Here is a 24,361-nt window from a genome sequence, read left to right on the forward strand (position 1 = left end):
CCCGCGAGACCCGGCATGAACGACGCCCTGCGCATTTTTTCCTGCAACGCGAACCAGCCGCTCGCCGACGAGATCTGCCAGCGGCTCGGGCTCCAGCGCAGTCCGCTGGAGATCTCCCGCTTTTCGAACGACAACCTGCGCGTCCAGATCCTCGACAACGTGCGCGAACGCGACGTCTTCGTCGTGCAGCCGTTCACCGAGCCGGTCAGCGAGCACATCATGGAACTGCTGATCACGCTCGACGCGCTGCGCAGCGCGTCCGCGCGGCGCGTCACGGCGGTGATCCCGTACTACTCGTACGCGCGCTCGGACAAGAAGGACGCGCCGCGCATCTCGATCACTGGGCGCCTCATCGCCGACATGCTCGCGACCGCCGGCGCGAACCGCGTGCTGACGATGGATCTGCACGCCGACCAGGTGCACGGCTTCTTCAGCGTGCCGGTCGACCACCTCACCGCGATCCCGACGATCGCCGAGCATTTCCGCCAGAATCACGATCTGTCGCGGATGGTCGCAGTCGCGACCGACGCCGGCGGTGCGAAGCGCGTCGGGCGCTTCTCGGAGCGCCTCGGCATCCCGATGGCGATCATCGACAAGCGCCGCGTCAGCGACACCGACGTCAAGCAAGGCCGCGTCGTCGGCGAAGTCGCCGGGCGCGACGCGGTGATCTTCGAGGACGAGATCTCGACCGGCGGCACGCTGCTCGCGACGATCGCGACGCTGCGCGCGGCCGGAGCGCGCTCGATCCATGCTGGCGCAGCGCACGGCGTGCTGTGTGGGCCGGCGATCGAGCGGCTGCGCGACGCGCCGATCGAATCGATCATCGTCACCGACACCGTGCACATGCCGCCCGGGAAGCGGCTCGACAAGATCACGCAGCTCACTGTCGCGCCGCTGTTCGCCGCGGCGATCGAGCGCATCCACAGCGGCGAGAGCGTCGGCGCGCTGTTCGGTTAGCGGAAACGCCGCGAGCGAGCGGTGACGGCCGTCCTGCCCGGCACCGACCGCCGCTCTCGGGGCACGACCTTGATCGGCGTCCAAAACTGCGACCGCGTTCTTTCGCGTGGCACTTCCGTCCCGCCCGCAGGTTCCGCACGCACGGCTACCGCCGCTTGTAGCCGGTCAGCATCGACAGGATGAGGTTTTCACGGTGGCGCACGCTTTCGAAGATCGCCGCGGCGACATGGAACGCGATCGCGCCGAGCGTGAGATTGACGGCGGCGCCGTGCACCTCCTCGAGAATTTCACTTCCCCACCCCCAATCCGTCGTCATCAGCCAGCCGGTAGTGCCGGTCGCGGCCACCATCGCCATCAGAAACACGATCATCACCGCGGCTGCCGGATTGTGGCCCAGATGGCGCGGCTCGCGACCGCGCGCGAGCCGACCGACATAGTCGATCAATGTCGCCGGCCGTGGCACGAAGTCGGCAAAGCGTGCGTGCGCACTGCCGACGAATCCCCACACGACGCGGAACGCGACCAACGCGAGCGCGAAGTATCCCGCCCACTGGTGAGGGGACTCGGCGTCCTCGGACGTGAGATAGGCGGTGGCCACCGCAGCGACCAAGCCCCAGTGAAAAATGCGCACCGGGCCATCCCAGACTCTGATCTTTTCGATGGACATCGCGGCCCCCTCTGCGATCGCGCTTACCCGCGCTTCTCTTTGACGACGCTGCCGTCGATCGGGCTGAAGTAGATCTCGACTTTCTTGCCGTCCTTGTCCTTGCCGTAGATTTCGTAGCAGTTGCCGTCCGTCGTCTTGAACTTGTCGACGGTATAGCCCTGTTCGGCGATCTTCTGTTTCATCGCTTCCTCGGACATCCAGTCCGATTTCGGCTGGTCGGTGCACTGCGGGCCGGCGAAGGCAACGGCGCTCAGCGTCAGGCCGGCGACGGCAAGCAAGGCGTTAACGGTTCTCATGGGGATTCTCCAGGTTGGTTGGCATGCCTGATCGGCACGGAACGCATTGTGTCGCGCCGAACCTGAACCCCACCTTAACGACCCCGGTGAAACGAGCCCGGTGTTGGTATCCGTATATGTCAGCGCCCATCCCGAATGGAACGGATCGCACTTGCCCGCGAGTTGTGGGCCACCTCCGATCCGGCCGCGCCTGAGTCGCTCGTTCAGCTTTTATTCATCTGCGTTTCCACAGAATGGATTCCATGCCATCCCGGCATGAAAGGAGAACGGTCATGAAACTTCGTCATCTCATCGTCGCCGCTTCCAGCGTGCTGATTGGCACTGCCGCTTTCGCCGGCCCGACGTGCACCGAAACGCCGGAAAGCAGCTGGATGCCGCAAACGACCATGCTCAGGAAGCTCGTCGACGCCGGCTACACGCTCGAGCGCTTCCAGGTCACGAAGGGGAATTGCTACGAGCTATACGGCACGGACAAGGACGGCAACAAAGTCGAGATCTACCACAACCCGGTCGACGGCAGTGTCGTCGAGGCGAAGACGAAAACAAAAACGAAAACAAAGACTTCTTGAGCCAGGCCCTGTACGGGTGTCGTCCGTCACCTGACCTGATCGCCTCGTCGGCGGCGTAGCCCCGAAAGTCCTTGGCGCACCTGCGTTGAACGAAAAAGAGCTCGAAATACGCGTCAACCGAGCCGGAAGACCGGCATGAGCCGGCCCGTCAGGGTGCCGGCGTGATTGCGGATCTCGGCGTCGCGCCATTGCTGCAGGGGGCTTGGATCGGGCGGCAGCAGGCTGAGCTGCTCGAGCACCGCGTACGTTGCGACCCGTACCGCCCGCGGGGCGCCGTCCGCGATCTTGAGCGCGATGCCGAGGCCGCGGCTGGCAACGCCGAGCGCCTGCACCCCTTCGGCGCCGCCCTTCGCGACCCGGTCTCCCGCGGCGGCCTGCATCAGAATCAGGTCGCCGCGCCGTACCCCCGACACCATTGTGGGGTGCGCAGTCATCGCATCGAAAAGGGTGGCGAGGCCGGCGGCCGGGCCGGCGTCTTCAGCGGGCGCAGCGAGCCGCGCGTAGGCGTACGCGAGCCGCGCAAGCGGGAGCGCGTAATTCGGCGCGCCGCAGCCGTCCGTGCCGGCGACGAAATCGCTTTCGCCGCACTCGAGAAGCCCGGCGAGCGCGCGCCGAATGGCTTGTTGCAGCGGGTGGTCGGCGTCGGGATAAGTTTCGCACGGCTCGTCGCGCAGGCGGCACCATGCGAGAAAACCCGCGTGCTTGCCGGAGCAGTTGTGATGCAGCGGCGTCGCCGCCAGGTCGGGCGGAACGGGAATTCCGGTCGCAGCGTAAAAAAGCGGCGGATGCGAACCGCATTGGAGGTCGCGCTCGCTGCAGCCGACCCGCGCGAGCATGTCGGCGACGGCCGCGACGTGGCGCGGCTCGCCGGAGTGGCTCGCGCACATCAGCGCGACCTGTTCCGGCGAGAAGCCGAAGCGGGCCGGGCCGCCGTCGGCGACGAAGGGGAGCGCCTGGAACGGCTTCAGCGCCGAGCGCGTGAACACCGGGAAATCGACGTCGCCGACGCTGCAGACGAGGCTGCCCGTCGCGCTCGCGACTGCGATCGAGCCGTAATGCACGGACTCGACCGCCCCGCCGCGGGTCGCGATAACGAGCGGCACATGCCGCGGAAGCGGTGTCGTTTCGTTCATCGAGAACGTCCTTTGCCGTTGCGGCGTGCGAGGACTGCTTACAGCAGCGGCGCGAGCCAGCGCGCGGCGGTGTCGACCGTCATGCCGGTGCGCTGCGCCCAGTCCTCGAGCTGGTCGCGGCCGATCTTCGCGATCGCGAAATAGCGCGCGTCCGGGTGCGCGAAATAGAAGCCGCTGACGGAGGCCGCCGGGCTCATCGCGAAGGATTCGGTCAGCGCCATGCCGGCGTTCTTCGGCGCATCGAGCAGCTCGAACAGCGCCGCCTTGACAGTGTGGTCGGGACACGCCGGGTAGCCGGGCGCCGGCCGGATGCCACGATACTGCTCGCGGATCAGCGCGTCGTTGTCGAGCGCCTCGTCGGCAGCATAGCCCCAGAACTCGCGGCGCACGCGCGCGTGCAGCCATTCGGCGCAGGCTTCGGCGAGCCGGTCGGCGAGGCTTTTCAGCATGATTGCGTGATAGTCGTCGTGCACGGCGTGGAAGTCGGCGAGCCGCTTGTCGATGCCGATGCCGGCAGTGACCGCGAACGCGCCGGCGTAGTCGGCGACGCCCGAATCCTTCGGCGCGACGAAATCGGCGAGGCAGTAATGCGGCTTGCCGGCCGGGCGCTCGTGCTGCTGACGCAGGCCGTGCCACATCATCAGCGCCGCCGAGCGCGTCTCGTCGCCGTAGAACGCGATGTCGTCGCCGAGGCTGTTTGCCGGGAACAGGCCGAACACGGCGCGCGCCTGCAGCCAGTTTTCCGCGATGACGCGCTCGAGCAGCGCGCGGCCGTCGGCGAACACATTACGCGCCGTTTCGCCGACGAGTTCGTCGTCGAGGATTTTCGGATAGCTGCCGGCGAGGTCCCAGGTCTGGAAGAACGGGCCCCAGTCGATGAACGGGACCAGCTCGGCGAGCGGCACGTCGAGCGCGTGCACGCCGAGTGTGTTCGGCTTCGGCGGCCGGTAGCCCGCGTAAATTGGGGTCAGACTCGATTTCGATACTGAAGTCGAGTCTGACCCCAATTTGACGTCGGCCCAATCGGTGTGGAACGCGTTCGCGCGCGCCGCTTCGAGGCTGACGAGCTGCACCCCTTTCTTGTTCGCGTGCTGCGCGCGGATCCTGTCGTAGTCGGCAGCGAGCTGCGTCTTGAAGTCCGCGGCGCCGCCTTCGGACAGCAGCGCCGTGACGACGCCGACCGCGCGCGACGCGTCCGGCACATAGACGACCGGGCCGGTGTAGTGCGGCGCGATCTTGATCGCGGTGTGCGCGCGGCTCGTCGTCGCACCCCCGATCAATAGCGGCAGCGCCGCGCCGTTGGCGAAACCCTGGCGCTGCATCTCGGCCGCGACGTGGCTCATCTCCTCGAGCGACGGCGTGATCAGGCCCGACAGGCCGATCGCCTGCGCGTCGTGCTCGCGCGCGGCATTGAGGATCTTCTCGGCCGGCACCATCACGCCGAGGTCGATGATTTCGTAGCCGTTGCAGCCGAGCACGACGCCGACGATGTTCTTGCCGATGTCATGGACGTCGCCTTTGACGGTCGCGACGACGATACGGCCTTTCGACGTCGCGCCGGTCCTGAGCTTCTCGGCTTCGATGTACGGGATCAGGTGCGCGACCGCCTGTTTCATGACTCGCGCGGACTTGACGACCTGCGGCAGGAACATCTTGCCGGCGCCGAAAAGGTCGCCGACGACGTTCATCCCCGCCATCAATGGCCCTTCGATGACCGACAACGGCGGCTTGCCTGCAGCTTCGAGCTTCGCGCGCACTTCCTCGGTGTCGGCGACGACGAAGTCGGTGATGCCCTTGACGAGCGCGTGCGACAGCCGCTCCTCGACCGGCAGCGCGCGCCACGCGAGGTCCGGCCCGGCGTTCTTCGCGCGGCCTTCCTTGACGCTTTGCGCCGCCTCGACGAGCGCCTCGCCGGCGCCGGGCTTGCGATTGAGCACGACGTCCTCGACCTTGTCGCGCAGCACCGGATCCAGATCGTCATAGACGCCCAACTGGCCCGCGTTGACGATGCCCATCGACAGGCCGGCACGGATCGCGTGGAACAGGAACACCGTGTGGATCGCCTCGCGCACCGCGTCGTTGCCGCGGAAGCTGAAAGACACGTTCGACACGCCGCCGGACGTCTTCGCATACGGCAGGTTCGCCTTGATCCACGCGACCGCCTCGATGAAATCGACCGCGTAGTTGTCGTGCTCCTCGATGCCGGTCGCGATCGCGAAGATGTTCGGGTCGAAGATGATGTCCTCGGGCGGAAAGCCGATCCCGGTCAGCAGATCGTACGCGCGCTTGCAGATCCCGGTCTTGCGCTCGAACGTGTCGGCCTGGCCCTGCTCGTCGAACGCCATGACGATGACCGCGGCGCCGTACTGGCGGCACAGCCGCGCCTGGCGCAGGAACTCGGCTTCGCCTTCCTTCATCGAGATCGAGTTGACGACGCCCTTGCCCTGGATGCACTTCAAGCCCGCCTCGATGACGCTCCACTTCGACGAGTCGAGCATGATCGGCACGCGCGAGATGTCCGGCTCGGACGCGATGAGCTTGCAGAAGCGCTCCATCGCCGCGAGCGAGTCGAGCATCGCCTCGTCCATGTTGATGTCGATGACCTGGGCGCCGTTGTCGACCTGCTGACGCGCGACCGCGAGCGCGTCGTCGAAGCGCCCCTCCAGAATCATCCGCGCGAACGCTTTCGAACCGGTGACGTTGGTGCGCTCGCCGACGTTCACGAACAGGCTGTCGGCGCCGACGTTGAACGGCTCGAGGCCCGACAGGCGCAGCTTCTTCTCGAGCACCGGCACCGCGCGCGGCGCAAGACCGGAAACGGCGTCGGCGATCGCCTTGATGTGCGCCGGCGTCGTGCCGCAGCAGCCGCCGACGATGTTGACGAGGCCCGACGCCGCCCATTCGCGGATCGCGCCGGCGAGCGCTTCGGGCGTCTCGTCGTAGCCGGTCGGCGACAGCGGATTCGGCAGGCCGGCGTTCGGGTGCGCCGAGACGTGCGTGTCGCAGAGGGTCGCCAGTTCCTCGACGTACTGGCGCAGCTCCTTCGCGCCGAGCGCGCAGTTCAGGCCGAACGAGATCGGCCGCGCGTGCGCGAGCGAGTTCCAGAACGCTTCGGCGGTCTGGCCCGACAGCGTGCGTCCCGACGCGTCGGTGATCGTGCCGGAGATCATCACCGGCACGCGATTCGCACCGGCGGCTTCGAGCTCCGCAAAGAGCTTCTCGATCGCAAACACCGCGGCTTTCGCGTTCAGCGTGTCGAAAACGGTCTCGATCAATAGCAGGTCCGCGCCGCCTTCGAGCAGCGCGCGCGCCGACTCAAAATAGTCGCCGACGAGCGCGTCGAAACTGATGTTGCGAAAGCCCGGATCATTGACGTCGGGCGAAATCGACAGCGTGCGCGACGTCGGCCCGAGCACGCCGGCGCAAAAGCGCGGCTTGTCGGGGTTGCGGGCGGTGTATTCGTCGCACAGCTCGCGCACGAGGCGGCTGCCTGCGACGTTGATCTCGTACGCGCAGTCGGCCAGGCCGTATTCGGCCTGCGACACGCGCGTGCCGTTGAAAGTGTTCGTCTCGATGATGTCGGCGCCGGCGTCGAGATAGGCGCGGTGGATGCCGGCGACGACGTCGGGCCGGGTCAGCACGAGCAGGTCGTTGTTGCCTTTCAGGTCCTTCGGGTGATCGCGGAACCTTTCGCCGCGGTAATCCGGCTCGCCGAGCTTGTGCTGCTGGATCATCGTGCCCATCGCGCCGTCGAGGATCAGGATGCGCTGGGCGAGGAGAGTGCGGAGTTCTGCGGTGCGGTCGGCTTGCATGGGGGCTACCTCGCTCGTGCGGTTCAGGCACCGGGCAGAAGCCGCAACAAGCGCACAAAAGCGAACGGCGCGGCAAACCCCGGTGGATGGTTTGCGAGCGCCGTTGTTCGGTTGCCGAGCCTGGCCCGGACATCAGTCCCACGGGTCGCAGCGCTCCTCGGCAAGGGAGCGATTCTAGGGAATTTGCCGCAGCGTGCCAAGGCGGTTCACGAGGAGATGCCTCCCGGTGGCCGCGCCGTCGATCCGGACCACGCCTGCGCACATGCTCGCCACATCCCGTTACAATCGTCGCCAAGGAGGGCGCCATGAACATCGAATGGTGGCAGTGGGCGGTCGCAGGCATCGTGCTGGTTCTCGCCGAACTGGCGATCCCTTCCTTCTTCGTGCTCTGGTTCGGCGTCGCGGCCCTCGTGATGGCGCTCGTCGTGCTCGCCGCGCCGGCGCTCACGCTCACGACCCAGCTCGCGCTGTGGACCGCGCTCTCGCTCGCGATGGTCGCGCTGTGGTTCCGCGTGTTCAAGCCGGGCTTTCACAAGACCCGCGTCGGCACCTCCGCGGGCGAGATCATCGGCGAAGTCGGCCTGCTCGTCGCGGCAGTGGCGCCGTTCCAGCGCGGCCGGGTGCGCTTCCAGCGCCCGGTGCTGGGCGCCGAGGAATGGGTATGCCTCGGCGAAAGCGAGATTCCCGCCGGGGAGCGCGTGCGCGTCGTCGCCGTCGAAGGCAGTTTCCTGAAAGTCGTCAAAGCCTGAGCAAGGGGTTCCATGAGCGAAGGGTTCATCGTCGTCGTCGCAGTCCTGATATTCGTCGTCGTCACGCTCGCGAAGGGCGTGCGCATCTTGCCGCAGGGCGAGGAATGGATCGTCGAGCGCCTCGGCAAGTATCACGGCACGCTGAAACCCGGCCTCAACGTCATCATCCCTTATCTCGACAAAGTGGCTTACAAGCTCGTCACCAAGGACATCATCCTCGATGTGCAGGAGCAGGAGGTCATCACGCGCGACAACGCGGTGATCGTCACGAACGCGATCGCCTTCATCAAGGTCACCGACCCGGTCAAAGCGGTGTATGGCGTCACGGACTTCGCCGAGGCGATCCGCAACCTGATCATGACGACGCTGCGCTCGATAGTCGGCGAAATGGAGCTCGACGCCGCGCTGTCGTCGCGCGACAAGATCAAGGCGCGGCTACGAGAGAGCATCGCCGACGAGGCCGTCGACTGGGGCCTCACCGTCAAGTCGGTCGAGATCCAGGACATCAAGCCGTCGGAGTCGATGCAGCGCGCGATGGAAATGCAGGCTGCCGCCGAGCGCGAGAGAAAGGCCGCGGTGACCAAGGCCGAAGGCGCAAAGCAGGCCGCGATCCTCGAAGCCGAAGCGCGCCTCGAATCGGCGAAACGCGACGCCGACGCGCAGGTGATGCTTGCCGAAGCATCCGCCGAAGCGATCCGCCGCGTCGCCGCCGCAATCGGCGACCAGCCCGGGCCGATGATGTACATGCTCGGCGAGAAATACATCGCCGCGATCGAGCGCATGGGCTCGACCAACAGCGCCAAACTCGTCGTGCTGCCGGCTGACTTGCAGGAAACCGTGCGCGGCCTGCTCGCGCGCGGCAAGCTCGCGGTGTAGCACAGCGGACAACGAAGTCGTGCTGCAGAAGGGCCCCGAGCTCGGCGCCCGCCCGGATGGGCTCGCGCAGCAGTGCCGCGCAGCAGTGCCGAATTGGCCGCGAAATCGGCGCTGCCCCGGTCTAGGATGAAATCCCCTGCAGACGAACCGACGGAGAGCCGCCATGAAAAGAATTCTTTCCCTTGCCGTCCTTGCCGCTGCCGCGACCCTGTCGCCGCTCGCGCCGGCGGCCGATCGCGCTTATTTCATCGAGCCTGGCGACGGCGCAGCGGTGCCCGAGGAATTCACGGTCAAGATGGGTGTCGAGGGCATGCGCGTGCAACCCGCCGGCGAGCTCGCCGAACGCACCGGGCATCATCACCTGATCGTCGACGGCAAGCCGATCGAAGCCGGCAAAGCGGTGCCGACCGATGCGACGCATCTGCATTTCGGCAAGGGCCAGACCGAAACCACGCTCAAGCTCCCACCCGGAAAGCACACGCTGACGCTCCAGTTCGCCGACGGCCTCCACCAGTCTTACGGGCGCGGGTTCAGCGATACGATCAGCGTGCACGTGAATAACCCGCTGGCCGTCACGCCGGCAGTGCTCGAACCGTAGAACGCGAGGCGGCGACGGAGCGCCGGCCGCGCGGCAGGAAAAGCGTCAGCCGCTCGTTCGGCTGCCGAAGCCGCACGGGGCGACGGTGCGCCCCCTCACCACGGGTGCCACGGGTAGCCGTGCCAGCCGAAGCCCCAGCCCCAGTACGGCGATCGGTACGAGAACGGATAGCCGTACGGGTAGCGATAGGAATACGGGTACCAATAGCCGGACACCATGCCGTCGCGGGGATAGACGTAAGTGCGGCTGGTGCGCACGACTTTGCCGTCGATGAAATGCACGTTGAACAGCGTCGCGACGCCCGGGCCGTCGTTGTAGACGTTCCAGTCCCACACCTCTTCGCCGCTGAGCTTGAACACTTGCACCGAGCGGTGCGTGCCGAGCAGGCGCGAGACTTCGTCCTGCGTCATGCCCGGCTTGACGCGCGCGAGATTTTCGTCGGAGAGCGCGTCGTACTGGTCGATCACGACGCCGCTCGCGTCGACGGTCACCATCAGCGCGCGATGGCCGTACGGCTGCGTCGAGTATTCCAGGGTCGTCGTGCCGTCGCCGTTGTCCCAGCGCCGCGTCGGTTCGCCGTGCACGGCGAGCGCCTCGGCTTCGGTCGTCAGCGGGCGCGGCGGGGTGAAAGCCGCGCAGCCGGAGAGGATCAGCAGCGCGAGCAGCGCGAGGATGCGGGATGCCATTCAGCCTCCTCGATATTCGGTGTTCCGGCTCGTCTTCGCGACGCGCCCGTCGCTGTTGAAATGCACCGTGAAGAACGTCGCATCGCTCGAAGGCGGCGGCGGTTCGATGCGCCAGTTCCACACGGTCTCCTTGCTCAGCTCGAAGTACTGGCGCGACGCCGGCTTGCCCAGCACGCGGCGCACTTCGTCGCCGGTCATGCCACGTTGGATGCGCGCGAAGCCCGTTTCGTTCAACACCTGATCGACGCTGCGCAGCACATTGTCGGGGCCGATCGTGATCATGTAGCACTTCGTGCCCTCGGGCTGGCGCGAGTACTCCCACGTCACCGAGCCGTCGTCGTTCTTCCACTCCATGCCGGGCGGGCCGAAGCGGTCGCGCACGTCCATCGCCGTGGAGACGCCGGGCTTGAGTTCCTGCAGGTTGAAATAGTCGCACGCGGACAGGCCGATGGCCGCGAGCACGCTGCACAGGAGCAGTAAAAAGCGCTTCATGGACTGGTTTCTCCCCGCTGCCGGACGGCGCCGATGGCTATCGTGCCGTGGGCTAGAATCGCATCATGCCGGCGTGCAGATCAAGTCGCTGCCGCTGGTGACCTGCACCCACCCGGGAGGAGCCTCATGAAAAAGACATTGCTCGCACTCGCACTGGTCGGCTTCGGTTGGTCGGCCCTTGCCCAGACGTCAGTGAAGATCGGCCACGCCGGGCCACTGACCGGTCCGATTTCCCACATCGGCAAGGACGGCGAAAACGGCGCGCGCCTGGCGATCGACGACGCCAATGCGAAGGGCATCACGATCGGCGACCGGAAAGTGCAGTTCGAACTCGTCGGCGAGGACGACCAGGCCGACCCGCGCGTTGCGACGACAGTCGCGCAGCGCCTCGCCGACACCGGCGTCAAGGGCGTCGTCGGCCACGTCACGTCGGGGGCGTCGATTCCGGCGTCGCGCATCTACGAACAGGCCGGCATACCGATGATCACGCCGTCATCGACGAACCCGAAGCTCACGCTGCAGGGATACGACGTCACGTTCCGCGTCATCGCGAACGACCTGCAGCAGGGCGCGGCGATGGCCCGGCATGCGGCGCAGAGCCTGCAGGTCGGCAAGGTCGCGATCATCGACGACCGCACCGCGTACGGGCAGGGGCTCGCCGACGCGTTCGCCGACAGCCTGAAGCAGCACGGCGTGCAGGTCGTCGGGCGCGAATTCACGACCGACAAGGCGACCGACTTCACCGCGATCCTGACGAAAATCAAGGGCAGGCAACCGGACGCGGTGTTCTTCGGCGGCATGGATGCGCAGGCCGCGCCGATGCTGCGCCAGATGAGGCAGCTCGGCATCGGCGCGCGCTTTCTCGGCGGCGACGGGGTGTGCACCAGCGAAATGATCAAGCTCGCCGGCGAGGCGATGAGCGCCGACACGTACTGCACGCAGGCCGGCATCCCGATGGCGAAAATGCCCGGCGGCGCGCAGTTCAACGCGCGCTTCAAGGAGCGCTTCAACACCGACGTGCAGCTGTATGCCCCCTACAGCTACGACGCGACGATGGCGCTGATCGAGGCGATGAAGACGGCCGGCTCGGCCGAGCCGCAGAAATACCTGCCCGCGCTGCGCAAGCTGAACATGCAGGGCATCACCGGCACGATCGCGTTCGACAAGAACGGCGACATCCGCGACGGCGGGGTCACGATGTACCGCTTCAGCGACGGCAAGTGGGAAGCGCTGAACTGAACGCGCGACCTCGACGCCCCGCCGCTGCGGCGCGGCGGGGCGAAATTCCGCCGCGCGGCAGATCGCGGACTCACCATGGCGTCATTGCCGGGCAGTATAGTGGCGCTTTCCGCGGTGTCCGTCGCGCCGGCGTCGAGCGGGCCGGCCGGCTTGCCGCCACGCTGCTGCCGAGGGCGCCGGCGACGGGACGCGCGCGGCGCATCCGCACGGTTTCCCGATTTTCACTGGAGGGGCAAGCATGAAGAGAAGCGTTGTTGCACTCGCGGTCCTGGGGCTCGGCCTGTCGCTGGCCCATGCGCAGGAAACCGTCGTCAGGCTCGGCAGCGTCGCCCCGCTGACCGGCACGATCTCCCACCTCGGCAAGGACAACGAGAACGGCGCGAGGCTCGCGATCGAGGACGCGAACGCGAAAGGCGTGACGATCGACGGCAAGAAAGTCCGGTTCGAACTGCTCGGCGAGGACGACCAGGCCGACCCGCGCACCGGCACGACCGTCGCGCAGCGCCTCGTCGATGCCGACGTCAAAGGCGTCATCGGCCACCTGAATTCGGGCACGACGATTCCCGCGTCGCGGATCTACAACCAGGCCGGCGTGCCGATGGTGTCGCCGTCGGCGACGAACCCGACGCTGACCCGCCAGGGCTACCCGGGGGTGTTCCGCACGATCGCCAACGACGTGCAGCAGGGCGGCATGCTCGGCAAATTCATCGTCGGCTCGCTCGGCGCGAAGACCGTCGCGATCATCGACGACCGCACCGCGTACGGCCAGGGTCTCGCCGACGAAACCGACAAGGCGGTCAAGGCCGCCGGCGGCAAAGTCGTCGCACGCGAATTCACGACCGACAAGGCGACCGACTTCAATGCGATCCTGACCAAGATCCGCGGCATCAAGCCGGACGCGATCTTTTTCGGCGGCATGGACGCGCAGGCCGGCCCGATGCTGCGCCAGCTGAAGCAGCTCGGCATCGACGCGAAATTCGTCACCGGCGACGGCGGCTGCAGCCCGGAGATGATCAAGCTCGCCGGCGACGCGATCAGCGCCACCGCGTACTGCTCGATGCCGGGCCTCGCGATCGACAAGATGCCGGGCGGCCCCGAGTTCCGCACCCGCTACAAGGCGCGCTTCAACACCGACGTGCAGATCTATTCGCCGTACGCGTACGACGCCGCGACGGCGATCATCCGGGCGATGCAGGCGGCCGATTCGGCCGAGCCGTCGAAGTACCTGCCGGCGCTGAAGAAGTCGAACTTCCAGGGCATCATCGGCACGGTCGCGTTCGACGACAAGGGCGACATCAAGGAAGGCGCGGTGACGATGTACCAGTATAGGAACGGCGCGTGGTCCCCGCTGTGAGCTTCGCCGGGACGTGACCGCATACGGGCGGAACCGGGGCGCGACAGAAAGTGTTTGCGCGTCGGAGTCGCCCCGGCATCACAAGGGTAACGATGGAAATCTTCCTGCAGCAACTGGTCAACGGCCTGGTCGTCGGCAGTGTCTATGCGCTCGTCGCGCTCGGCTACACGATGGTCTATGGCATCCTCGGGCTGATCAACTTCGCCCACGGCGACCTCGTCATGGTCGGCGCGATGGTCGCGTTGCAGACGATGCTGTTCCTGATGGGTGCCGCGCCCGGGATGTCGCCGCTCACGATGCTGACGCTGTCGCTCGCCGTCGCGATTCCGGTGTGCATGCTCCTCGGCTACACGATGGAGCGCCTCGCGTACCGGCGGCTGCGCAACGCGCCGCGGCTGGCGCCGTTGATCACCGCGATCGGCATGTCGTTCCTGCTGCAGACGATCGCGATGATCCTGTGGGGACGCAACTACCACACGTTCCCGCAGCTCGTTTCGACCGCGCCGCTGCAGCCGGTCGCGGGGGTGTTCGTCACGCCGATCCAGGTGACGATCGTCGTCGGCTCGGCGCTCATCATGGCCGCGCTGATCGTGCTCGTGACGAAGACCAAGCTCGGCCGGGCGATGCGCGCGACGGCCGAGAACCACCGCGTCGCGGCGCTGATGGGCGTCGACACGAACCTCATCATCGCGCTGACGTTCGTCATCGGCGCTGCGCTCGCCGCGGTCGCAGGCGTGATGTACGCGAGCAACTACGGCATCGCGCACTACGGCATGGGTTTCATGCCGGGGCTGAAAGCCTTCACCGCCGCGGTGCTCGGCGGCATCGGCAACCTCGGCGGCGCGATGCTCGGCGGCATCGTGCTCGGCCTCGTCGAATCCTTCGGCGCCGGCTACATCGAGCACCTGACGTTCGGCTTCCTGAATTCGTCCTACCAGGACATCTTCGCGTTCATCATCCTCGGCCTCGTGCTGATCTTCCGGCCCACCGGCCTGCTCGGTGAACGCGTGTCCGACCGGGCCTGAACGGGGGAATCCGATGAACGAGCTCGCTTCGGCCGTCCCCTGGCTCGGGCGCCGCAACCCGCAGGCCGCGCGCTGGCTGATCGTCATCGTCGCGCTCGCCGCGCCGCTCGTCGCGGTCCTGTTCGGCCGCACCTGGGTGCGCGTGCTCGACTTCGCGCTCCTGTACGTGATGCTCGCGCTCGGGCTGAACCTCGTCGTCGGCTTCGCCGGCCTGCTCGACCTGGGCTACATCGCGTTCTATGCGGTCGGCGCCTACACTGCCGCGTTTCTCGCGTCGCCGCATTTCGGCGTGCATCTGCCGTTCTGGATCGTGCTGCCGGTCGCGGCCGGCTGCGCCGCGCTGGCCGGGATCATGCTCGGCTTTCCGGTGCTGCGGCTGCGCGGCGACTACCTCGCGATCGTCACGCTCGGCTTCGGCGAGATCGTGCGCATCTTCCTCAACAACCTGAACTATCCGGTCAATATCACGAACGGGCCGCAGGGGATCAACGCGCTCGACCCGCTCGTGCTGTTCGGCTGGGACCTGTCGCGCAACATCCCGGTCACCGAAAACCTGTCGATCAACTCGCTGTTCCTGTACTACTACTTCTTCCTCGCGTGCGTCGCGGGTTCGATCGTGTTCATCCAGCGCCTGCAGGTGTCGCGCGTCGGGCGCGCGTGGGCGGCGATGCGCGACGACGAGCTCGCCGCCAAGGCGATCGGCATCAACACGCGCAACTTGAAGCTCCTCGCGTTCTCGCTCGGCGCGACGTTCGGCGGCGTCGCGGGGGGCCTCTTCGGTGCATTCCAGGGCTTCGTGTCGCCGGAATCGTTCTCGCTGATGGAGTCGATCGCGGTGCTGACGATGGTCGTGTTCGGCGGCATGGGCAACGTCGCCGGCGCGATCGTCGGCGCGTTGATCCTGTCGGCGCTGCCCGAGATCCTGCGCCACCTCGCGCTGCCGGTGCAGCAGGCGCTGTTCGGCACGGTGCTGCTCGACCCCGAGGTGCTGCGCATGCTGCTCTTGTCGCTCGCGATGATCCTGATGATGCTGTTGAAGCCCGCCGGCCTGATCCCGGCGCACGCGCGCTACTCGCACGTCGAGCACCTGAAACGCCACGGAGTGGCGCGGTGATCGCGCTGCTTGAAGCCCGCCACATCGACAAGCGCTTCGGCGGCCTGAAAGCGCTGTCGGACGTGTCGCTGACGATCGGCAAAGGCGAGATCTACGGCCTGATCGGTCCGAACGGCGCCGGCAAGACGACGCTCTTCAACGTGCTGAGCGGCGCCTACGCGTCGGACGGCGGCGAGTTCGTGTTCAATGGCGCAGTGCTGCCGTCGGCCAAGCCGCATCTGGTCGTCGCGCAGGGCATCGCGCGCACGTTCCAGAACATCCGCCTCTTTCGCGAGCTGACCGCGCTCGAGAACGTCATGGCCGGCCACCACATCCGCACGAAAGCGAGCGTCTTCGGCATCCTCGTGCAGAACCGCCACACCGTCGAGGAAGAGCGCCTGACGACCGAACGCGCGTACGAGCTGCTCAAGTACGTCGGCATCGAGCGCTTCGCGACCGCGGTCGCGAAGAACCTGTCGTACGGCGACCAGCGCCGGCTCGAGATCGCGCGCGCGCTCGCGACCGAGCCCCAGCTGCTCGCGCTCGACGAGCCTGCGGCCGGCATGAACGCGACCGAGACTGCGCAGCTGAAGCTGCTGATCGAGCAGATCCGCCGCGACGGCATCACCGTGCTCCTGATCGAGCACGACGTGAAGCTCGTCATGGGGCTGTGCGACCGCGTCGCGGTGCTCGACTTCGGTTGCAAGATCGCCGAAGGCATTCCGTCGGTCGTGCAGACGGACGAAGCGGTCATCAGCGCGTACCTCGGCGGGGGCTGCCGGCATGAACCCTAGTCCGGCATCGCCGCTGCTGCGGCTCGACGGCGTGCAGATCGCGTACGGCGGCATCCACGCCGTGAAGGGCATCGACCTCGCGCTGCAGCGCGGCGAGCGCGTCAGCCTGATCGGCGCGAACGGCGCAGGAAAAACGACGACGCTGAACGCGATCGCCGGCCTCCTGCCGCTCGCCCGCGGCGAAATCCGTTACGACGGCGACAGCATCGGGCAACTGCCGGCGCACAAGCGGCTGCGCCGCGGCATCGCGCTGGTGCCCGAAGGGCGCGGCATCTTCACGCGCCTCACGGTCGAGGAGAACCTGCGCATGGGCGCGTATGCGCGCCGCGACGCCGCCGGCATCGAAGCCGACCTGGACCGCGTGTACGCGATGCTGCCGCGCATCAAGGAGCGCCTCGCCCAGGTCGCCGGCACGCTGTCCGGCGGCGAGCAGCAGATGCTCGCGATCGGGCGCGCGCTGCTGTCGCGCCCCAAATTGCTGCTCCTCGACGAGCCGTCGATGGGGCTTGCGCCGCTGGTCGTCGAGAAGATCTTCGAAGTCCTCCGCTCGGTCGGCGACGAAGGCGTGACGATCCTGCTCGTCGAGCAGAACGCGAACCTCGCGCTGGAATTCTCGCAGCGCGCGTACGTCATGGAATCGGGCCGCCTCACGCTGTCCGGCAGCGGCGCGGAGCTGCTGACGGACCCGAAAGTGCGCACCGCCTATCTTGGCGAGATCGACCCCGTCGGCGAACGCGGCTGAACCCGGCGGGGGCGGACCGGATCAGGCTTCCAGGCGGCGCTGCCAGGACAGGAAGCACAACAGGCCGAGCGACAGGAAGCCTACCATGCCGGCGGCGAGCGTCAGCCGCGAGCCCCACAGCAGCGGCGCGAACACGCCCGCAGTCACCGCATTGACGCTGACCTGCAGGAAGCTCTGGCAGCTCGACGCGAGGCCGCGCCGCGCCGGGAAACGGTCGAGCGCGATCAGCGTCAGGCTCGGCGTCGCCAGCGCCATGCCGATCGTATAGAGGGCGATCGGCAGCACCGACCACGGCAGGCCGGGCGTCACCAGCGCGCCGATCAGCACGTTGAGCACCGCCGCCCCGCCCATGATCGCGAAACCGGTCGTGATCGTGCGCCGGTGCTGCCAACGCCCGGCCATGCGCCCGGACAGCGCCGAGCCGCACACCATGCCGAGCACCGTCGGCACGAACATCCAGCCGAACTGCTGCGGGCCGAGGCCGAGATGCCCGATCAGGAACGCCGGCGCGGACAGCACGTACAGGAAGAAGCCGTTGAAGTTGAACGCGACCGCTCCGGCGACGAGCAGGAACGCGCCGCTGCCGAGCACTTTCGCGTAGGCGCGGCCGAGGCTGACCGGATGCAGCGGATGGCGCGCCGCGGCGGGCAGCGTCTCGGGCAGGTAGCGCCACGTCAGGTAAGTCAGCCCGCCGGCGAAGAGCGCGAGAAACACGAACACCGCGCGCCAGCCGGCGAGCGCCAGCAGCAGCCAGCCGATGATCGGCGCGATCGCCGGCGCGATCGCGAAAATCATCGTGACGCGCGCCATCAGCCGCTGCGCCTGCACGCCGTCGTAGAGGTCGCGGATCACCGCGCGCCCGACGACCATTCCGGCGCCGCCGGACAGCCCCTGCAGCACGCGCCCGGCCCACAACCATTCGATCGACGGCGCCAGCGCGCACACGAGCGACGCCAGCACGAACAGCGCCAGCGACCCAAGGATCACGCGGCGCCGGCCGAATCGGTCGGCCAGCGCGCCGTGCCACAGCACCATGAACGCGAAAGTCGCCATGTACGCGGTCAGCGTCTGCTGCACTTCGACCGGCGTCGCGCCGAGCGAGGCGGCGATCGCCGGAAAGGCCGGCAGGTAAGTGTCGATCGAAAATGGCCCGATCGCGGCGAGCGCGGCGAGAATCGCCGCGAGCCAGGGCGAGGAAGCAGGCATCGGAATCTCTCTGGGAATCTTCTGTTTTTCTGTTTTTCTTCACGTTGCCGCAGCCCGGCACGCTTTCGGCACACCCGCAGCTTTGCCCGCGATGCCCGGCCCGGCCACACGCGCGGGCGCGCTATTTAAGGCGGCAATTAAATACAACCGTTCGCCCTGAGCCTGTCGAAGGGCATTGGCTGGGCTTCGACAGGCTCAGCCTGAACGGCATTTTCCTGCCGGGTTAACAGCGCGCGTCCAGCCCGCGTCGATACTGGATCGCTTCGGCCATATGCGCCGGACTGACGGCGTCGGCATCGGCCAGATCGGCGATCGTGCGGGCGACTTTCAGGATGCGATGATACCCCCGCGCCGACAGGTTCAGCCGCTCGATCGCGTGGGCGAGGAGCTTGCGGCCTTCGCCGTCGGGCGCGCACAACGCGTCGACACGGCCCGCCGCGAGCCGGCTGTTCGGCTCATTCTGGCGCTCGCGCTGGCGCGCCCACGCGCGCTCGACGTGGGCGCGCACCGCTGCGCTCGATTCGCCGGCCGGTTGCGCGAGCATCTCGGCGTGATCGAGCAGCGGCACTTCGATGATGACGTCGATGCGATCGAGCAGCGGACCCGACAGCTTGCCGCGATAGCGGGCGATCTGGTCCGCCGAGCAGCGGCAGCGGGCGCTGCCGGCATGGCCGCAGGGACAGGGGTTCATCGCCGCGACGAGCTGGAAGCGGGCGGGGAATTCCGCGCGGCGCCGCGCGCGCGACACGGTCACGAGGCCGGTTTCGAGCGGCTCGCGCAGCGCCTCGAGCACGCGCCGGTCGAATTCGGGCAGTTCGTCGAGGAACAGCACGCCGTGGTGCGCCAAGCTGATCTCGCCGGGCCGCGGGTCGGCGCCGCCGCCGACGAGCGCTGGCGCGGACGCCGAGTGATGCGGCGCGCGATACGGCCGGCGCCCCCAGTGCCGCACGTCAAACGAGCCTTCGATCGACTGGATCGCCGCGCTCTCGATCGCTTCGGCCTGTTCCATCGGCGGCAACAGCCCGGGCAGGCGCCGCGCGAGCATCGACTTGCCGGTCCCCGGCGGCCCGAACAGCAGCAGCGAATGCTGTCCGGCCGCGGCGACTTCGAGCGCGCGGCGCGCCTGAAGCTGTCCCTTGACTTCGGCGAGATCGGCGTCGGGCGATCCGGCGCAGCCACGTCGCGGAGGCGCGTGAGGCAGCAGCGCGGCGTGCCCGTTCAGGTGCCCGCACACCGCGAGCAGGCTCGCCGCGGCCAGCACGCTCGCCCCTTCCGCGAGCGCCGCTTCGTCCGCATTGGCGACCGGCAGCACCAGCGCGCGCCGTTCGCGGGCGGTCTCGAGCGCGACCGCGAGCGCGCCGCGTACCGGCCGCAGCGCGCCGTTCAGCGACAGCTCGCCGACGAACTCGTGCCGCGACAGCGCGCCCGCGTCGATCTGGCCCGATGCCGCGAGGATGCCCAGCGCGATCGGCAGGTCGAAGCGCCCGCCCTCTTTCGGCAGGTCGGCCGGAGCGAGGTTGACGGTGATGCGGCGCTGCGGAAACTCGAACTGCGACGTGACGATCGCGGCCCGCACGCGATCGCGCGCCTCGCGCACTTCGGTGTCGGCGAGCCCGACGAGGTTGAAAGCGGGCAGGCCGTTGGCGAGGTGGACTTCGACCGTCACTTCCGGTGCGGCGAGGCCGACCAGCGCGCGGGTACGTACGAGAGCCAGCGACATCGAAGTCTCCGGAATGGACTGGCAACAGTCTACCGGAGACGGGGTCTATGACAAACGCCTAGATGGTTCGCCGTGACGGCGTTGCGCCGGACGAGGTGGCGGCGGCGCGGGCGCGCCGCGCGACTCAGCCGGCGTCGTTTTCGGTGCGCACGCGCGTCAGTTCGGATTCCAGCGCGGCGACGCGGTCTTCGAGTTCGGCGAGTTTTTGGCGCGTATGCGCGAGCATTTCGCGCTGGACGTCGAATTCCTCGCGCGTGACCAGGTCGAGCTTGCTGAAGGCGCTGCCGAGCAGGGCTTTGGCGTTCTTCTCGAAATCGCGCGCGGGATTGCTCCCGGCAATTTCGGAAAGCTTGGCGCCAAGTTCATCGAGGATGCGGGGACCGGGCATGGCGGCACCTGTGCGGCGGTTGTGATCGGAAAAGCAGTTTATCACGGCGGATTTCGGCCCGCCGACCGCAAGGGATCCACGATGCACCATCGTGCGCTGGCCGCACCGTTTCGGTGCATCACGCAAAGTCGAAGCCTTGTACCTTGCACCGGAACGCGTGCCTGAAGGCCATGAATCTCCATTAATCGCTTGTCAATCATAAGGTTGCAAACCGCCTGCGAAGCCTGGCATCGATCATGCTTATGGTGCACTGCCAGATAATTCCCTTCGAAGGAGCCCCCCATGCGCAAGAGCACAATCGCCGCCGCCCTCTTCACCCTTGTGCCGGCCCTCGGCACGGGCTCGGTCCTCGCCGCCGACAGTCCCTTCACCGCGAACGTCAGCGTCGTCAGCGACTATGCGTACCGCGGCATCAGCCAGACCGATGAACGCCCGGCGCTGCAGGGCGGGTTCGATTACGCCGGCGACCGCGGTTTTTATGTCGGCGTGTGGGGCACGAACGTCTCGTGGCTGCGCGACGCCGAAACGGACGCGTCGTCGGGCAACAGCCTCGAACTGGATGTGTATGGCGGCTACCGGACCGCGTTCGGCGCGCTCGGCTTCGATGTCGGCCTGTTGCAGTACTACTACCCGGGCGACTTCGACCGCTCGTGGCGGCGCGACACCGGGCTGTCGAAGCCGGACACGCTCGAAGGCTACGTCGGGCTGAGCTGGGCATTCCTGACGTTCAAGTATTCCCATGCCTTCACCGATCTGTTCGGCACGCCCGATTCGGATCACAGCAAGTACTTCGACGTGACGGCAAGCCACGAACTGACGCCCGGCCTCGTGCTGAGCGCGCACGTCGGCCGCCAAGTCGTCACCGGCCCGGCCGATTCATATACCGACTGGAAGATCGGCGCGACGCAGGCGCTTGGCGACTTCACGCTCGGCCTGCATTACGTCGATACCGACCTCGACGACGTCGATGTCGCCGAGGAGCGCGTGATCCTCTCGCTGAGCCGGACCTTCTGAACTCCCACCGCTGCCGCGGGCACGTCCCGCCCGACTGAAAGGAAAGACCATGAAATTCGTCACTGCGATCATCAAGCCGTTCAAACTCGACGAAGTGCGTGAAGCGCTCTCGGCGATCGGCGTGCAGGGCATCACCGTCACCGAAGTCAAGGGTTTCGGTCGCCAGAAAGGCCACACCGAGCTGTATCGCGGCGCGGAATACGTCGTCGATTTTCTGCCCAAAGTGAAGATCGAAGCGGCGATCCACCCGGATCTGCTCGACCAGGCGATCGAGGCGATCGAAAAATCGGCCACGACCGGCAAGATCGGCGACGGCAAGATCTTCGTTTTCGATCTCGAACAGGCGATCCGCATCCGCACCGGCGAAACCGGCCCCGACGCGCTGTAACGGAGAAAAAATCATGAAGAAACTCTTTGCAATGCTGCCCGCGGCGCTTGCGCTCGGGCTGGCCGGCGGCGCGGCGCTCGCCCAGGACGCTGCAACGACCCTCGCACCCGCCGCCGAAGTCGCCGCGGCAGCGCCGATCGTCGAGAAAGGCGACGTCGCGTGGATCATGACCTCGACGCTGCTCGTGCTGTTCATGGCGCTGCCGGGCCTCGCGCTGTTCTACGGCGGCCTCGTGCGCTCGAAGAACATGCTGTCGGTGCTGATGCAGGTGATGGTGGTGTTCTCGCTGATCGCGGTGCTGTGGGTGTTCTACGGCTACTCGCTCGCGTTCACCGAAGCGAGCCCGTTCATCGGCTCGCTCGACAAGCTGTTCCTCGCCGGCGTCACGCCCGACACGCTCGCCGACACCTTCACCGAAAACGTCAAGTTGCCCGAGTACGCGTTCATCGCGTTCCAAGCGACGTTCGCCGGCATCACCGGCGCGCTCGTCGTCGGCGCGTTCGCCGAACGGATGAAGTTCTCGGCGGTGCTGGTGTTCTCGGTGATCTGGTTCACGCTGTGCTACCTGCCGATCTGCCACATGGTGTGGGGCCCGGGCGGGCTGCTGCTCGGCGATGGCGCGCTCGACTTCGCCGGCGGCACGGTCGTGCATGTCAACGCCGGGGTCGCGGGGCTCGTCGGCGCGTACATGGTCGGCAAGCGCATCGGCTTCGGCCGCGAAGCGCTGACGCCGCATTCGCTGACGCTGACGATGGTCGGCGCGTCGATGCTGTGGGTGGGCTGGTTCGGCTTCAATGCCGGCTCGAACCTCGAAGCGACGTCGGGGGCGGCGCTCGCGTTCATCAACACGCTGGTCGCGACCGCCGCCGCAGTGCTCGCGTGGTCGCTCGGCGAGGCGCTGTTCAAGGGCCGCCCGTCGATGCTCGGCGCCGCGTCGGGCGCGGTCGCCGGCCTCGTCGCGATCACGCCGGCGTGCGGTTCGGTCGGGCCGATGGGCGCGATCGTCATCGGCCTGCTCTCCGGCTTCGTCTGCCTGTGGGGCGTCAATGGCTTGAAGCGCATGCTCGGCGCGGACGACGCGCTCGACGTGTTCGGCGTGCATGGCGTCGGCGGCATCCTCGGCGCGATCCTGACCGGCGTGTTCACCGCGCCATCGCTCGGCGGCACCGGCGCCGAGGATTTCTCGATCGCTGGCCAAGTCTGGATCCAGACCTATAGTGTACTTATCACGATCGCGTGGTCGGCCGTCGTCGCGGTGATCGCCTACAAGGTCGCGGACCTCCTCGTCGGGCTGCGGGTGCCGGAAGAGGAAGAACGCCAGGGGCTCGATGTCACCGCCCATGGCGAGACGGCATACCACCACTGAGCTTTACGGCCGGGGATCCCTCCTCTTCCCCGGCCACGGGACGGGCGCCCGCTCGAGGGCGCCCGTTTTTTATCGGCTGGAGCAACAAAGAAAGGAGGCTTGCGCCTCCTTCCGTGTTTTGCGGCGCAGCCCGCTTACCCGATCGTCCAGGTTTCGCCGCCTTGCAGCAGCTCGGCGAGGCGGCCGTCGCCTTTTTTCGCACGCGTGTCGGCGTGCAGCTGCGCGTTGAGCTCGTCGTAGCTGTCCTTGCGCACCGAGCGGAATACGCCCAGCGGGACGGGCAGGTCGGGCGTGTCGAACTGCGACAGGAAGAACGCGAGGCCGCTGTGCGCCGCTTTCTCGTCATGCACGACGAGCTCGCTTTCGGCGACGCCGCCTTCGCCGAGCGCCACGACTTCCGGCTCCATGCCGCGCAGACGGATGCCGCGGTCGCGCGCCTTGCCGAACACCAGCGGCTTGCCGTCCTCGAGGAGCACGCGCGCGTCGTCGCGCGTCGCCTTGTCGGTCAGCGTCGAATACGCGCCGTCGTTAAACACGATGCAGTTCTGCAGGATCTCGACGAACGCCGTGCCCTTGTGCGCGGCGGCGCGCGCGAGCACCGAGGCGAGATGCGGCAGATCGGTGTCGACCGAGCGGGCGACGAACGTCGCACCGGCGCCGAGCGCGAGCGCGACCGGCGAGAACGGCCGGTCGATGCTGCCGAGCGGCGTGCTCTTGGTCTTCTTGCCCATTTCGGAAGTCGGCGAATACTGGCCTTTCGTCAGCCCGTAGATGCGGTTGTTGAGCAGGATCACTTTCAGGTCGATGTTGCGGCGCATCGCGTGGATGAAGTGGTTGCCGCCGATTGCCAGTGCATCGCCGTCGCCGGTGACGACCCACACCGACAGCTCGGGGCGCGCGAGCTTCAGCCCGCTCGCGATCGCCGGCGCGCGTCCGTGGATGCTGTGCATCCCGTACGTGTCCATGTAGTACGGGAAGCGGCTCGAACAACCGATGCCGGAGATGAAGGCGAAGTTCTCGCGCGGGATGCCGAGCGTGGGCAGGAGCTTCTGGATCTGCGCGAGGACGGCGTAGTCGCCGCAACCGGGACACCAGCGCACGTCCTGGTTCGATTCGAAGTCTTTTTTCGTCAGCGCGACGGGTGCGGACAAGTCGTTCATGATGATCTTCCTGTAACGGTGGGGCTCGTGGACGCGG

24 protein-coding genes and 1 riboswitch are annotated in these 24,361 nt (G+C 67.3%); of the genes, 14 read left to right on the forward strand and 10 right to left on the reverse strand.

What is annotated here, in order from left to right; all coding sequences use genetic code 11:
• The first annotated feature begins 15 nt into the window (after nt 1–15).
• On the forward strand, nt 16–957 hold the full coding sequence (locus PA01_07625) for a ribose-phosphate pyrophosphokinase (protein KON81493.1): 942 nt from the start codon (nt 16–18) through the stop codon (nt 955–957).
• A gap of 145 nt (nt 958–1,102) precedes the next feature.
• Here the strand turns inward: PA01_07625 and PA01_07630 are convergent, their stop codons facing one another.
• Complete coding sequence (locus PA01_07630; GenBank protein KON81494.1) at nt 1,103–1,624, reverse strand: cytochrome b/b6 domain-containing protein; 522 nt, start codon at nt 1,622–1,624, stop codon at nt 1,103–1,105.
• 23 nt (nt 1,625–1,647) lie between these two features.
• Entirely contained in the window at nt 1,648–1,920 is a 273-nt protein-coding gene (locus PA01_07635; protein KON81495.1) for a PepSY domain-containing protein, read from the reverse strand.
• A gap of 272 nt (nt 1,921–2,192) precedes the next feature.
• On the opposite strand from PA01_07635, the gene PA01_07640 reads away from it, so the two are divergent.
• Nucleotides 2,193–2,489 carry a PepSY domain-containing protein gene (locus PA01_07640; GenBank protein ID KON81496.1) on the forward strand — a complete coding sequence of 99 codons (297 nt, stop codon included), beginning with the start codon at nt 2,193–2,195 and terminating at the stop codon, nt 2,487–2,489.
• Nucleotides 2,490–2,602: 113 nt separating this feature from the next.
• Here PA01_07640 and PA01_07645 read toward each other — a convergent pair whose 3' ends face one another.
• Nucleotides 2,603–3,622 carry an asparaginase gene (locus PA01_07645; protein ID KON81497.1) on the reverse strand — a complete coding sequence of 340 codons (1,020 nt, stop codon included), beginning with the start codon at nt 3,620–3,622 and terminating at the stop codon, nt 2,603–2,605.
• Nucleotides 3,623–3,660: 38 nt separating this feature from the next.
• Nucleotides 3,661–7,434 carry a methionine synthase gene (gene metH, locus PA01_07650; protein ID KON81498.1) on the reverse strand — a complete coding sequence of 1,258 codons (3,774 nt, stop codon included), beginning with the start codon at nt 7,432–7,434 and terminating at the stop codon, nt 3,661–3,663.
• An 88-nt stretch (nt 7,435–7,522) separates the two neighbouring features.
• Nucleotides 7,523–7,599: riboswitch (S-adenosyl-L-homocysteine riboswitch) on the reverse strand.
• A 140-nt stretch (nt 7,600–7,739) separates the two neighbouring features.
• Here metH and PA01_07655 point away from each other — a divergent pair.
• The 3 genes from PA01_07655 to PA01_07665 all read left to right on the forward strand — a co-directional run bounded on the left by PA01_07655 (nt 7,740) and on the right by PA01_07665 (nt 9,657).
• On the forward strand, nt 7,740–8,183 hold the full coding sequence (locus tag PA01_07655) for an NfeD family protein (protein ID KON81499.1): 444 nt from the start codon (nt 7,740–7,742) through the stop codon (nt 8,181–8,183).
• 12 nt (nt 8,184–8,195) lie between these two features.
• Complete coding sequence (locus tag PA01_07660; protein ID KON81500.1) at nt 8,196–9,059, forward strand: paraslipin; 864 nt, start codon at nt 8,196–8,198, stop codon at nt 9,057–9,059.
• A gap of 163 nt (nt 9,060–9,222) precedes the next feature.
• Nucleotides 9,223–9,657, forward strand: a complete 435-nt coding sequence (locus PA01_07665) for a DUF4399 domain-containing protein (protein ID KON81501.1) — start codon at nt 9,223–9,225, stop codon at nt 9,655–9,657.
• A gap of 95 nt (nt 9,658–9,752) precedes the next feature.
• On the opposite strand, the gene PA01_07670 is transcribed toward PA01_07665, so the two are convergent.
• Both PA01_07670 and PA01_07675 read right to left on the reverse strand, forming a co-directional pair.
• The gene (locus PA01_07670; protein ID KON81502.1) at nt 9,753–10,343 is read right to left on the reverse strand and encodes an outer membrane protein assembly factor BamE; all 591 of its coding nucleotides are present in this window, start codon (nt 10,341–10,343) and stop codon (nt 9,753–9,755) included.
• Complete coding sequence (locus PA01_07675; protein ID KON81503.1) at nt 10,344–10,835, reverse strand: outer membrane protein assembly factor BamE; 492 nt, start codon at nt 10,833–10,835, stop codon at nt 10,344–10,346.
• A gap of 126 nt (nt 10,836–10,961) precedes the next feature.
• On the opposite strand from PA01_07675, the gene PA01_07680 reads away from it, so the two are divergent.
• The 6 genes from PA01_07680 (at nt 10,962) to PA01_07705 (ending at nt 17,082) form a co-directional block, all read left to right on the forward strand.
• The gene (locus tag PA01_07680) at nt 10,962–12,074 is read left to right on the forward strand and encodes a branched-chain amino acid ABC transporter substrate-binding protein (protein ID KON81504.1); all 1,113 of its coding nucleotides are present in this window, start codon (nt 10,962–10,964) and stop codon (nt 12,072–12,074) included.
• A 238-nt stretch (nt 12,075–12,312) separates the two neighbouring features.
• A complete protein-coding gene (locus PA01_07685) occupies nt 12,313–13,428 on the forward strand; it encodes a branched-chain amino acid ABC transporter substrate-binding protein (GenBank protein KON81505.1) in 1,116 nt (371 codons plus the stop codon).
• 92 nt (nt 13,429–13,520) lie between these two features.
• On the forward strand, nt 13,521–14,453 hold the full coding sequence (locus PA01_07690) for a branched-chain amino acid ABC transporter permease (GenBank protein ID KON81506.1): 933 nt from the start codon (nt 13,521–13,523) through the stop codon (nt 14,451–14,453).
• Nucleotides 14,454–14,466: 13 nt separating this feature from the next.
• Nucleotides 14,467–15,567, forward strand: coding sequence for an ABC transporter ATP-binding protein (locus PA01_07695; protein KON81507.1), 1,101 nt, complete (start codon nt 14,467–14,469; stop codon nt 15,565–15,567).
• Nucleotides 15,564–16,340 (forward strand): ABC transporter ATP-binding protein, encoded by a 777-nt coding sequence (locus PA01_07700; GenBank protein ID KON81508.1) that lies wholly within the window; start codon nt 15,564–15,566, stop codon nt 16,338–16,340. The genes PA01_07695 and PA01_07700 overlap by 4 nt, the downstream gene beginning before the upstream one ends.
• Nucleotides 16,330–17,082: an ABC transporter ATP-binding protein gene (locus tag PA01_07705; GenBank protein KON81509.1), complete on the forward strand. Its 753-nt coding sequence runs from the start codon at nt 16,330–16,332 to the stop codon at nt 17,080–17,082. Before PA01_07700 ends, PA01_07705 begins: the two co-directional genes overlap by 11 nt.
• 21 nt (nt 17,083–17,103) lie before the next feature.
• On the opposite strand, the gene PA01_07710 is transcribed toward PA01_07705, so the two are convergent.
• The 3 genes from PA01_07710 to PA01_07720 all read right to left on the reverse strand — a co-directional run bounded on the left by PA01_07710 (nt 17,104) and on the right by PA01_07720 (nt 20,396).
• Nucleotides 17,104–18,288 (reverse strand): multidrug effflux MFS transporter, encoded by a 1,185-nt coding sequence (locus PA01_07710; GenBank protein ID KON81510.1) that lies wholly within the window; start codon nt 18,286–18,288, stop codon nt 17,104–17,106.
• Nucleotides 18,289–18,511: 223 nt separating this feature from the next.
• Nucleotides 18,512–20,008, reverse strand: a complete 1,497-nt coding sequence (locus PA01_07715; protein ID KON81511.1) for a YifB family Mg chelatase-like AAA ATPase — start codon at nt 20,006–20,008, stop codon at nt 18,512–18,514.
• A 124-nt stretch (nt 20,009–20,132) separates the two neighbouring features.
• Nucleotides 20,133–20,396, reverse strand: coding sequence for an accessory factor UbiK family protein (locus PA01_07720; GenBank protein ID KON82374.1), 264 nt, complete (start codon nt 20,394–20,396; stop codon nt 20,133–20,135).
• Between the two features lie 282 nt (nt 20,397–20,678).
• Here PA01_07720 and PA01_07725 point away from each other — a divergent pair, with 282 nt between their 5' ends.
• Genes PA01_07725 through amt form a run of 3 tightly spaced genes read left to right on the forward strand, consistent with a single transcriptional unit; the run spans nt 20,679 to nt 23,164 of the window.
• Nucleotides 20,679–21,410 carry a TorF family putative porin gene (locus PA01_07725; protein ID KON81512.1) on the forward strand — a complete coding sequence of 244 codons (732 nt, stop codon included), beginning with the start codon at nt 20,679–20,681 and terminating at the stop codon, nt 21,408–21,410.
• 49 nt (nt 21,411–21,459) lie between these two features.
• Complete coding sequence (gene glnK / locus PA01_07730) at nt 21,460–21,798, forward strand: P-II family nitrogen regulator (GenBank protein ID KON81513.1); 339 nt, start codon at nt 21,460–21,462, stop codon at nt 21,796–21,798.
• Between the two features lie 13 nt (nt 21,799–21,811).
• Nucleotides 21,812–23,164 carry an ammonium transporter gene (gene amt / locus PA01_07735; protein KON82375.2) on the forward strand — a complete coding sequence of 451 codons (1,353 nt, stop codon included), beginning with the start codon at nt 21,812–21,814 and terminating at the stop codon, nt 23,162–23,164.
• Between the two features lie 134 nt (nt 23,165–23,298).
• On the opposite strand, the gene PA01_07740 is transcribed toward amt, so the two are convergent.
• A complete protein-coding gene (locus tag PA01_07740; GenBank protein ID KON81514.1) occupies nt 23,299–24,324 on the reverse strand; it encodes a 2-oxoacid:ferredoxin oxidoreductase subunit beta in 1,026 nt (341 codons plus the stop codon).
• Nucleotides 24,325–24,361 lie beyond the last annotated feature (37 nt).

This window comes from Azoarcus sp. PA01 (genome assembly GCA_001274695.2).
In the GTDB taxonomy this organism is placed as follows: Bacteria; Pseudomonadota; Gammaproteobacteria; order Burkholderiales; family Rhodocyclaceae; genus Aromatoleum.

Bases quoted from the DNA above. Each gene is read 5' to 3' on its own strand.
- PA01_07625 (KON81493.1), top strand. From the start codon at position 16: ATGAACGACGCCCTGCGCATTTTTTCCTGCAACGCGAACCAGCCGCTC.
- PA01_07630 (KON81494.1), bottom strand. From the start codon at position 1,624: ATGTCCATCGAAAAGATCAGAGTCTGGGATGGCCCGGTGCGCATTTTT.
- PA01_07635 (KON81495.1), bottom strand. From the start codon at position 1,920: ATGAGAACCGTTAACGCCTTGCTTGCCGTCGCCGGCCTGACGCTGAGC.
- PA01_07640 (KON81496.1), top strand. From the start codon at position 2,193: ATGAAACTTCGTCATCTCATCGTCGCCGCTTCCAGCGTGCTGATTGGC.
- PA01_07645 (KON81497.1), bottom strand. From the start codon at position 3,622: ATGAACGAAACGACACCGCTTCCGCGGCATGTGCCGCTCGTTATCGCG.
- metH (KON81498.1), bottom strand. From the start codon at position 7,434: ATGCAAGCCGACCGCACCGCAGAACTCCGCACTCTCCTCGCCCAGCGC.
- PA01_07655 (KON81499.1), top strand. From the start codon at position 7,740: ATGAACATCGAATGGTGGCAGTGGGCGGTCGCAGGCATCGTGCTGGTT.
- PA01_07660 (KON81500.1), top strand. From the start codon at position 8,196: ATGAGCGAAGGGTTCATCGTCGTCGTCGCAGTCCTGATATTCGTCGTC.
- PA01_07665 (KON81501.1), top strand. From the start codon at position 9,223: ATGAAAAGAATTCTTTCCCTTGCCGTCCTTGCCGCTGCCGCGACCCTG.
- PA01_07670 (KON81502.1), bottom strand. From the start codon at position 10,343: ATGGCATCCCGCATCCTCGCGCTGCTCGCGCTGCTGATCCTCTCCGGC.
- PA01_07675 (KON81503.1), bottom strand. From the start codon at position 10,835: ATGAAGCGCTTTTTACTGCTCCTGTGCAGCGTGCTCGCGGCCATCGGC.
- PA01_07680 (KON81504.1), top strand. From the start codon at position 10,962: ATGAAAAAGACATTGCTCGCACTCGCACTGGTCGGCTTCGGTTGGTCG.
- PA01_07685 (KON81505.1), top strand. From the start codon at position 12,313: ATGAAGAGAAGCGTTGTTGCACTCGCGGTCCTGGGGCTCGGCCTGTCG.
- PA01_07690 (KON81506.1), top strand. From the start codon at position 13,521: ATGGAAATCTTCCTGCAGCAACTGGTCAACGGCCTGGTCGTCGGCAGT.
- PA01_07695 (KON81507.1), top strand. From the start codon at position 14,467: ATGAACGAGCTCGCTTCGGCCGTCCCCTGGCTCGGGCGCCGCAACCCG.
- PA01_07705 (KON81509.1), top strand. From the start codon at position 16,330: ATGAACCCTAGTCCGGCATCGCCGCTGCTGCGGCTCGACGGCGTGCAG.
- PA01_07710 (KON81510.1), bottom strand. From the start codon at position 18,288: ATGCCTGCTTCCTCGCCCTGGCTCGCGGCGATTCTCGCCGCGCTCGCC.
- PA01_07715 (KON81511.1), bottom strand. From the start codon at position 20,008: ATGTCGCTGGCTCTCGTACGTACCCGCGCGCTGGTCGGCCTCGCCGCA.
- PA01_07720 (KON82374.1), bottom strand. From the start codon at position 20,396: ATGCCCGGTCCCCGCATCCTCGATGAACTTGGCGCCAAGCTTTCCGAA.
- PA01_07725 (KON81512.1), top strand. From the start codon at position 20,679: ATGCGCAAGAGCACAATCGCCGCCGCCCTCTTCACCCTTGTGCCGGCC.
- glnK (KON81513.1), top strand. From the start codon at position 21,460: ATGAAATTCGTCACTGCGATCATCAAGCCGTTCAAACTCGACGAAGTG.
- amt (KON82375.2), top strand. From the start codon at position 21,812: ATGAAGAAACTCTTTGCAATGCTGCCCGCGGCGCTTGCGCTCGGGCTG.
- PA01_07740 (KON81514.1), bottom strand. From the start codon at position 24,324: ATGAACGACTTGTCCGCACCCGTCGCGCTGACGAAAAAAGACTTCGAA.